The sequence below is a fragment of the Marinicrinis lubricantis genome (assembly GCF_042658665.1).
Lineage (GTDB): Bacteria > Bacillota > Bacilli > Paenibacillales > KCTC-33676 > Marinicrinis > Marinicrinis lubricantis.
Genome location: NZ_JBHSQV010000116.1, coordinates 1 through 9449, shown reverse-complemented (window position 1 = coordinate 9449; position 9449 = coordinate 1). Strand labels below are relative to the sequence as shown.

Below are 9449 nucleotides of genomic sequence, written 5' to 3'. Positions count from 1 at the left end.
GCTTCTATAATGGAAAAAGAATCCACTCCTCTATAGGGTATTTCACTCCAAATCAATACGAACGTATGTTTCATCCGGCTGCGTAATTCTCTCGATTTTATGTGTCCAATCTATTGACAGAGGTCCATACCGTGTCGGGGAATTTCAATCCACGCACTCACGTGGAGTGCGACATCGAAAACAATTTTAGATATCATGCCCCTAAAATTTCAATCCACGCACTCACGTGGAGTGCGACGGCGGGGAGGTAAAGATGAAGCAAGTAAAACTGATTTCAATCCACGCACTCACGTGGAGTGCGACGATTGTTCTTCCAGACTTTACTTGGTAACCTATAAAAAATTTCAATCCACGCACTCACGTGGAGTGCGACACTCTCCATCGGGATGCGCGGTGGACTATTGAGTTATTTCAATCCACGCACTCACGTGGAGTGCGACTGTGTAAATCTTGCAAAACATTAAATTCTACTAGCATTTCAATCCACGCACTCACGTGGAGTGCGACCTTTAGGCATATTCAAAAACATGTTCAACGGAGCGAATTTCAATCCACGCACTCACGTGGAGTGCGACTTTGCATAGTGGAGACAATAATGGTACTATTAAAATTTCAATCCACGCACTCACGTGGAGTGCGACAGCGCGCCTTCTAACCCCTTGCCCAGCATGGCTTCATAAGGCCAAAAGTGCGAACCTATTTCTAAGGTACTATAAGTCCCCTTGATTTACCACCTGAAATGGTTCAAACCCTTGTAGGACACGGGGTGCGAACCTCCCAGGGATTTTATGTGCGCTTGGGGTTCGCACCACTAGAAAATAAGAGGATTCTCCAGATCTAATGATGGCTTGGCACCCATATGTTCCACTTTGGATCTATAGTTGTTACCCAATTGATAAAATCGCAGGCTATTTTTTTCTTTATCTATTAATTGGATAAGCTCCAATTTTAAAGCAGTGAACTGAGCGGCATCGACGATGCACTCAAAAACGGAATTCTGTACCCGCTCCGTAATTCTGGCATGACTTAGCCACTTTACGGAGCCTTGCGGATCCCCCGTGCTTGACGTCTAAACATCATCAGTTATGTATATTGATCGATGTACAATGAACTATACTATTTTCAACAATTCGGCGGTCGTTGATCATAAAAAGGCGCTGTTCGAATCGCTATATAACTCAGATCCATTAATTTAAAGCGTCATTGACCCCAATGTCAAACGCCTCTTTACAACTGATGACAAAACACTCTATCACTTTCTCGTTCTTTATCGCTTTCCTTGCCTAAAGTATACACCTCTATAAAACGTTGCATAAAGGGGTGATCGGAATAAGCTTGTCCCTATGCTTTGACAACCCTGCGTGATGGCGCAAAGCGTTTCCTAATCTGTATACAATTTGCGGTATAGCCGCTTCGTGCCCTCTTCTCCTTAGTTATCCTTAATATACCATAATATGAACAGAGAGATCGAAACAGAAAAAAAGCCGAGTGAATTCGGGAGTGTATACCTGAAACCAACTCGGCTTACTGTGTTCTTTATTCTTTAATGAATTCTATTGTACTTCGCACGGTATCAATGGGACGTACTAATTGTTCGATTTCTGCCCGTTTAGGCTCTAAAAATGGAGGTAAAGATAATTTCTCCCCAAGCGTTTCGTAAGGCTCGTCCCCCATAAAGCCAGGACCATCCGTTGCGAACTCGAATAATATTTGCGGAGCCACTCTAGCGTATAAAGATTCAAAGAAGTGGCGGTTGACGTAACCGGAAGTATGGAATCCAAAACGGTCCATTCTCACGGTCCATTCATCTAATACGGAGCGATCCTCCACCCTGAACGCCGCATGGTGCACCGTGCCGTAACCTTGTCGGGATGAAGGAAGAATTGCATTGTATTCAACAATGACAGAGGCGCCATTGCCGCCTTCCCCTACCTCGAATAAATGGAACGAGCCCTCCTTCGCAGTCTCTTTGAATAAGAGGACCTTCTCCAGCATTTCTTTAAAGTAAAGTCTGCGATGCGAATAAAGACAGGACCTAAACCCGTAATCGCATATTCCAGTGGAATGGGCCCCTTTTGCCATGGTGTACCGGATTCCACGCCTTTATTCAATTCATCTGAAATCAGTTGATATTGTTGATCATCAAAATCTACGAAGGAGAGAGTTTTCTTGCCGAATTGCTCCTTAATCCCCGTATGCTTGACCTCTAACCGATCAAACCGTTTTACCCAATACTCCAGTGCTTCATCACGGGGTACACGGAATGAAGTCTTCGAAATCTCATTTGTACCGTGCACACCTTTCGGAATTCCGGGGAAGTCAAAGAAAGTCATGTCTGTTCCCGCGCTTCCTTTGTCATCCGCAAAAAATAAATGATACGTTTGAATATCGTCCTGATTCACCGTTTTTTTAACTAAACGCATTCCTAACACATAAGTGAAAAATTCATAGTTCTTCTCCGCACTGCTTGTAATGGCGGTTACGTGGTGGATTCCTTTTAGTGAGTTCATTTTATTTTCCTCCTTGAAAAGTTTAATACTCGTCGATCGGTTTGAGGTTTTTTTCAATTTCTGTTCTACGACCTTCCAAAAATGGCGGTAGATCAAGCTTTTCCCCTAGATGCTCCACTTCACCGTCCACTGTAAATCCTGGTCCATCTGTCGCAATTTCAAACAAAATTCCGTTGGATTCACGGAAATACAAGCTCTTAAAGTAATATCGGTCAACAATTCCTGAGGACGGGAAACCTCTTTGTTTCAATTGTTGTTCCCAGTAGGCGAGCTCGGAATCGTTTTTCACCCGAATCGCTAAATGATGAATGCTGCCGCGGCCCGGTTTTTCAGATGGACCGTCCAAATATTTCACAACGATCTCTCCAAAGACCTCTCCCTGAATGGATTGAAAAATCGCTTCTTCCTCAGTACGGCTGATCTCGGTGTAGCCAAACAACTCTGTAAGTATCGCTGCTAATAGATCCAGTCTTCGTACCGTCATTTCCACAGAGCCCATTCCTTGAATTTGATGCTCAGCCGGAACCTCGGACTTCTCCCAAGTTTGCCAGTGCCATACTTTCGCACCGTTCGAGACAAGAAGTACCATACGCAAACCTTCAGAATCCTCGAAATGTATTGCAGGGCGATGGGCATAAGTTGTCATGTCACTATGCTTTACACCGTGCTGCTCAAAACGTGCTTTCCAATAAGATAAACTTGCTATGGATGGTACGAGTAAACCGATTTTCGTGATGGCGTTTGTACCCCGATAAGTTTTCCCCACGGGTGGAATTTCAAAAAATGAAAGTTCAGTACCTGGGCTGCCTGTTTTATCTCCGTAAAATAAGTGATACATTGATGGGTCATCTTGGTTCACCGTTACTTTCACACGGCGTAAACCAAGCACATGTCGATAAAAGTGATTATTTTGGCTTGCGTTTTTGGTAATCATCGAAATATGATGATGCCCTGGAATGTTGTACATACATATTCCTCCACTTTTTATCCTCTGGTGACTTAGAAAGATAATGCTTATAGCAAGTTGCCGCTTTGGAATTGCCTTAAAATAATATATCTTAAATTTAAGACAATTGTAGTGCAAATACGTCTCTATGTCAATACGTGTTATATGCTGCCAAACACTACACAAAAGTAAACCTGTGCCCCTATTTACTGACTTGTTGAATAAGAAAGGCGGTGTCCCATTGGATCCGCCTCGAAATGATATGACATTATGCCGTATTCATTTGGTGCAGCAGCAGATATGGAATTCGTTTTCTCTTTGACTACTCTTCGCTTTAATCGCGTCGCAAGCAGCACCAGCATACTTCCGACTCCAATCCAAACTAGGGTCGAAACCAAGTCCCAAGACAATCCTTTCCCGAAGAAGAACAATTCTCGAAGACCTTCGACCATGAATCGCATTGGCAGCCAAACATAAACCCAATCCAGATGAAACGAAGGCATCATTTCCGGCGCTAGTGCCAGTCAGAGGTCCCCCGAAAAATAAAAGCAGCGCAAATACAGGGATACCTTACGGCACCATTAAATATCAAGTTTACGCGTAGCCATCCATTTCACGATTTCAGGATCGTTATGGGAAAAGAACAGGCTTTTACCCGTATCTAACGCAGCTATTCTTTTCATATCCTCATGGCTTAATTCAAAGTCAAAGATATTGAAGTTTTCGATAATTCTTTCCTTCCGCACCGACTTTGGAATCACAACAACGCCTCGTTGGGTCAACCAACGTAAAACCACTTGGGCAACGGATTTTTGATGCTTTTCAGCTATAGATACTAAAACTTCGTTATGAAAGAGGTCATTTCTTCCTTCAGCAAAAGGTGCCCAAGACTCGATTTGAACATTGTACTCTTTCATCAGTTTGGCACTTTCGATTTGTTGGTTGAAAGGGTGCGTTTCAACCTGATTTACGGCAGGGATCACTTCATTGCGAAGAGTTAAATCAAGCAGACGGTCATCTCTAAAGTTACTCACTCCAATTGCCTTGACCTTTCCTTCACGGTACAATTCCTGCATAGCCCGCCAAGAACCAAAAACATCACCAAACGGTTGATGAATGAGGTACAAATCCAAATAATCCAATTGCAATTTATGAAGTGATTTTTCGAATGCTTTCTTTGTGTTCTCATAACCCGTATCCTGAACCCAAAGCTTTGTCGTAATAAATAATTCCTCTCTGGGCACACCACTCCGTTTGATGCCTCTGCCAACCGCTTCTTCGTTCATATAAGAGGCAGCAGTATCGATTAGACGATAGCCTGCCATAATGGCATCATAAACAGCTTGTTCACATTCATTCGCATCTGGAATCTGATATACACCAAAGCCGATTATTGGCATTTCAATACCATTGTTCAAAATCACTTTTTCCATTTCATATCCTCCTGTTACATTCTTTATTCACAAGCCAACATCGTGCGAATGAAAGACAATGGCCGCCATTGTGCGCGGCAGCCATTTTGAAGATCAGTTTGCACCCACCACTGGATGAGGTACATACGGTTCTTCTACATACGCAATTTCTTCGGAAGTTAACTTCACCGCGAGCGCGCCGACCGCATCTTCAAGGTGTGACAACTTTGTTGCCCCAACGATTGGTGCTGTTACCGATTGTTTTTGCAACAACCAAGCGAGTGCGATTTGTGAGCGGAGAACTCCGTGCTTGTTTGCAAGTTCCGCCGCGCGATCTATAATCAATTGATCTGCATTTGCCATTGCATCGTATTTTCTTTTTTGCACTTGATCGGTTTCGGAACGATGTGTTATTTCCTTGCGATCACGCGTCAACCTTCCTGATGCAAGCGGGCTATATGGAGTTACACCGATTTTTTCTTCCCTACAAAGAGGCAGCATCTCGCGTTCCTCTTCACGATATATGAGGTTTAAATGGTTCTGCATGGATACAAACCGTGTCCACCCATTTTTCCCTGCGACATGAAGTGCCTTTAGGAACTGCCAAGCATACATTGCTGACGCACCAATGTACTTGCTTTGCCAGCCTTCACGACATCATGCATGGCTTCCATGGTCTCTTCGATCGGTGTCGTGTAGTCCCAACGATGGACTAGATACAAATCGACGTAGTCGGTTCCGAGTCTCTTGAGGACACTCCTTTGTGTGATTTGTTGACGATTCGGACGAATGATCATCTCATTAATCGCTACATTAGTCTGTTACTCACTCGCAAATGCAATAGCACCTTTTTGAAACAGCAGTTCGAGTTTTCTTTCATTATTCTTCTGGTTTAAGGGGTCCGTAAAAATATGAAGCCGTGGCTCCACCGTCAATTAGGAAATCAGACCCGGTGATGAAAGCTCCCTGTGGCATCATCAGCAGCTCAGCTACATTGGCAACCTCATCAGCTGTTCCAGGACGACCGGCAGGGCATTTTGCAAACATATTCTTGTAGAACTCTCCTCTTGGACCATTGAACTCATCTATTGCTAGTGGCGTTACAATAATCCCTGGAGAAATGGAATTGATACGAGCGCCTCTCTCTCCCCAACGTATAGATTCAAACATAACGCGTTTCACATTGCAGCGTTTCGCCATTTGATAAGCGTGCAGCGTATCCTTGATATTTTCTGGACGAAGGACTTCCAAACTAAGGAGTTCTTCAGTTGGTGTTGTTGCCAGCTGTTCATCAATCTCAATTCCCAATTGAGGCATTCTGTGTCCAGATTGACTGGAAATTGTCACACCAACGCCTCCAGGAACAATGACCTTACCTACTTCCTCCAGCAATACTGCGGTTGCGTACAAATCGACCTTTAGGATCATCTCAATAGGTGCTTGACTAGGGGACACGCCTGCTGCATTGATAAGAGCAGTGATTTCACCATACTTTTGACCTTCTGCAATCAAATTTATAATAGATTCTCTAGATGAAATATCCGTTTCCACAGGCTCTACATCAAATCCGGCTTCTTTCATAATTTTTGTAATAGCCTCAGCATTATCTAGGTTCTTATCACCAACAATAATTTTCTTACCGAAACCAATCCTTCTAGCTATCGCCATGCCAATCTGTCCAGCACCGGTCCAAAGTATAACTTCTTTCATTGCGTAACCTCCTCGCCAAATTCTAGAATTCAAAAATGAAACGGTAGTGCAGTAACATTCTTTCGTAGAATTATCACGAGCACTTAAGTTTCGTACGAACGTGTTTTGGCGTTTACGAGCAGGTGCCGTGTAAATCCTTCAATAAAAGGTTCCGTTCATTGAGACGGAACCTTTTATGAAGAATATGTCAACCTTAATTTCTCTTGTGCAACGTTTTCTCTTTCAACACAATCGTCTGTTCATATCGAACAATTTTATCATTAAGTCGTACTAACGTGCTCGCCATTTCCTCGAGTTTGGCCGCTAGCCGGTCTCGTTGCTCGACCAGTAGTTCCTTACGGGTGATGAGCGTGCTGTCTCCCTGTTGAAAAAGAGCCACATACTCGATCAATGCTTCGATAGGAAGCCCTGCGCTCTGCCTCATGCATTTGATAAAATCAACCCACTTGATATCTTCCTCCGAATATTCCCGATTGCCGCTTCTATTTCGGGTAACGGGAGGAATCAGTCCGATGCGCTCATAATAACGAAGCGTATCTTGGGAAAGCCCAAATTTCTCGCTCACTTCTGCAATCGTCATCGCCATACTGCCAATCACCTTCTTTTCCGTGTCGATAAAGTTTTCCTGTCATAAACGTGGTTTCACGGCTCCGACGACGGGGTGCGGCACATAAGGTTCCTCAAGCGATGCGATTTCTTCGGGCGTTAATTTGACAGACAGCGCCGGTACCGCTTCTTCGAGCTGGGACAAACTCGTCACGCCGATGATAGGTGATGTTACGGTCTCCTTTTGCAACATCCAGGCTAACGCGACTTGAACGCGGGGAACGCCGTGCTGAGCCGCGATGGCCGCAACCCGTTCCGCGATCGGCCGATCGGCCGTCATCATTGCATCATACTTCGACTTCTGCGCCTGATCGGTTTCGAATCGAGGAGTCGTGTCACCCGGATCGCGCAGCAACCTTCCGGATGCCAGTGGGCTGTACGGAATTACGGCGATCTTCTCTTCTTTGCAGAGCGGGAGCATCTCCCTTTCCTCTTCGCGGTACTGTAGGTTGTAATGGTTCTGCATCGATACGAACCGGGTCCATCCGTGTTTCTCCGCAACATGCAGAGCTTTGAGGAATTGCCAAGCGAACATCGCGGACGCACCTATGTACCTCGCTTTTCCTGCCTTAACCACATCATGCAAAGCTTCCATTGTTTCTTCAATGGGCGTATCATAGTCCCAGCGGTGAATTTGGTACAGATCCACGTAATCCGTCCCGAGTCGCTTCAAGCTTTTATCGATTTCACTCAAGATGGCCTTGCGGGAAAGCCCGGCTCCGTTAGGTCCTTGATGCATACGGAAGTGAACCTTCGTCGCTATGACGATCTCGTCCCGATTTGCGTAATCCTTCAAAACCCTACCCACAATTTCCTCACTCGCGCCCGTCGAATATACGTTGGCTGTATCGAAAAAATTGATGCCGAGATCAAGGGCTTTTTTGATAATAGGACGACTCCGTTCCTCGTCGAGAATCCAGGGATGCGTCCAACGGCTCGCATCGCCAAAACTCATGCAGCCAAGACAAAGCCTAGATACGTCCATGCCGGTATTGCCCAATTTCACGTATTCCATATCCATCGTTCCTCTCTCGATTGTGTGCCCATACATACGGCGATATTATCCCATATGGAGTTAACTCCAAGTCAAGCATCGATTCCGGAAAAACGCTAACACTGCGAAAGCGCCCATTTGGGTCAATTCATTTATAAATTTCTTTCCAATAGCACTCCTACTTGTTCTGCCATGACTTGTGTTGGATAAGGCATTCCATTTAGAATCCACCATTCTACTACCCCTACGTATGCCATTCCGAAAAATTGAACAACTATATCTTTGTTTAAATTCGAATTTTTACCCTTTGTTATGTCTTTGTCATTTTCGCCTTCTTCAATAAGCATTTCAAGCAGTCGAGTACGAAAGGAAGGGGCTCCTTTACCCTTTAACATCGATAAATAAAATGAAAGGAAAACTAAACATCTTCCAAAATGAAGTTTTAGTTTCCATTGCTCAAAAGCATAACAAAACATCTTCCAAAATGAAGTTTTAGTTTCCATTGCTCAAAAGCATAACAAAACAGTTGCCCAAGTTATTTTACGTTGGTTAACACAAAGAAAAGTCGTAGTGATTCCAAAATCTGTTCGTAAAGAAAGAATCGTCGAAAATTTCAATATCTTCGATTTCGAATTAAGCCAAGAAGAGATGGGAAAAATAGCTGAGTTAGATACAAAAAAAAGCTTGTTCCATACTGTTGGTGATCTTGAACGTGTAAAGATGTTAAATAGCAGAAAATTCAACATTTAATAAAAGGACTTTATCTTTAACCTACATCCCCACCTTTCAATTTAACCATCAGGAGGAAAACATGAACCAAACAAACGATATCGCAGAGAGAATTAACGAATTAGAAAACGTAAGGGCTCTTAGGGAGCTTGTTGATAATTTTTCGATACTTGCGGATAAGAAAGATGTCTGGAAGCAAACAGAGCTATTTACAAAAGATGCTACAGTGGATTCATATGTAAATGGTGAGTTGACTTCAAGTTTGAAGGGAACGCAAGAAATAGGAACTGCTTTTGAAGCCTACCTATCAAATTTCGAAATCGTTTATCATATCAATGGTCAACATGTCGTGTCGATTAACGGTAATCAAGCGCAAGGGACACTTTATTGCCGGGTAGACCTAATTAATTCAGTGAATGAATCAATTTCATAATGCATCGTTCTAAAAAACTGTAGACTAACCCGACTACAAATTTACAGTTCAAAAATTAAGCTACATCAAGCTGCAACTGACGGTTTATGCGATCACAAGCTAATTTTGT

Annotated in this window: 8 protein-coding genes, 5 pseudogenes and 1 CRISPR repeat array; of the genes and pseudogenes, 3 read left to right on the top strand and 10 right to left on the bottom strand. The window is 43.6% G+C overall.

The window, feature by feature from the left end:
• On the top strand, positions 1-86 hold an 86-nt coding region (locus ACFPXP_RS09025), incomplete at its 5' end, for an IS3 family transposase (protein ID WP_379893747.1).
• Between the two features lie 55 nt (positions 87-141).
• A CRISPR array of direct repeats spans positions 142-641; the repeat unit is 32 nt; unit sequence ATTTCAATCCACGCACTCACGTGGAGTGCGAC.
• A 170-nt stretch (positions 642-811) separates the two neighbouring features.
• Here the strand turns inward: ACFPXP_RS09025 and cas2 are convergent.
• The 10 genes and pseudogenes from cas2 to ACFPXP_RS08975 all read right to left on the bottom strand — a co-directional run bounded on the left by cas2 (position 812) and on the right by ACFPXP_RS08975 (position 8654).
• Positions 812-1034, bottom strand: a pseudogene (gene cas2 / locus ACFPXP_RS09020) (CRISPR-associated endonuclease Cas2).
• Between the two features lie 502 nt (positions 1035-1536).
• Positions 1537-2510 (bottom strand): annotated as a pseudogene (locus tag ACFPXP_RS09015) (ring-cleaving dioxygenase).
• A gap of 22 nt (positions 2511-2532) precedes the next feature.
• Complete coding sequence (locus tag ACFPXP_RS09010) at positions 2533-3477, bottom strand: ring-cleaving dioxygenase (protein ID WP_379893885.1); 945 nt, start codon at positions 3475-3477, stop codon at positions 2533-2535.
• Positions 3478-3662: 185 nt separating this feature from the next.
• Positions 3663-4026: pseudogene (locus ACFPXP_RS09005) on the bottom strand (hypothetical protein); the annotation flags it as partial.
• An 11-nt stretch (positions 4027-4037) separates the two neighbouring features.
• Complete coding sequence (locus tag ACFPXP_RS09000) at positions 4038-4889, bottom strand: aldo/keto reductase (RefSeq protein ID WP_379893884.1); 852 nt, start codon at positions 4887-4889, stop codon at positions 4038-4040.
• 93 nt (positions 4890-4982) lie between these two features.
• Positions 4983-5620 (bottom strand): annotated as a pseudogene (locus ACFPXP_RS08995) (aldo/keto reductase); the annotation flags it as partial.
• Positions 5621-5747: 127 nt separating this feature from the next.
• Complete coding sequence (locus ACFPXP_RS08990) at positions 5748-6578, bottom strand: SDR family oxidoreductase (protein WP_379893883.1); 831 nt, start codon at positions 6576-6578, stop codon at positions 5748-5750.
• A gap of 193 nt (positions 6579-6771) precedes the next feature.
• Positions 6772-7158: a MerR family transcriptional regulator gene (locus ACFPXP_RS08985; RefSeq protein ID WP_379893888.1), complete on the bottom strand. Its 387-nt coding sequence runs from the start codon at positions 7156-7158 to the stop codon at positions 6772-6774.
• Between the two features lie 48 nt (positions 7159-7206).
• Positions 7207-8199: an aldo/keto reductase gene (locus ACFPXP_RS08980; RefSeq protein WP_379893887.1), complete on the bottom strand. Its 993-nt coding sequence runs from the start codon at positions 8197-8199 to the stop codon at positions 7207-7209.
• A gap of 131 nt (positions 8200-8330) precedes the next feature.
• Positions 8331-8654 carry a TetR-like C-terminal domain-containing protein gene (locus tag ACFPXP_RS08975; protein WP_379893886.1) on the bottom strand — a complete coding sequence of 108 codons (324 nt, stop codon included), beginning with the start codon at positions 8652-8654 and terminating at the stop codon, positions 8331-8333.
• On the opposite strand from ACFPXP_RS08975, the pseudogene ACFPXP_RS08970 reads away from it, so the two are divergent.
• Positions 8650-8928 (top strand): annotated as a pseudogene (locus ACFPXP_RS08970) (aldo/keto reductase); the annotation flags it as partial. The gene ACFPXP_RS08975 and the pseudogene ACFPXP_RS08970 sit on opposite strands and share 5 nt — an antisense overlap.
• A gap of 61 nt (positions 8929-8989) precedes the next feature.
• Positions 8990-9340 carry a nuclear transport factor 2 family protein gene (locus ACFPXP_RS08965; RefSeq protein ID WP_379893882.1) on the top strand — a complete coding sequence of 117 codons (351 nt, stop codon included), beginning with the start codon at positions 8990-8992 and terminating at the stop codon, positions 9338-9340.
• Positions 9341-9449 lie beyond the last annotated feature (109 nt).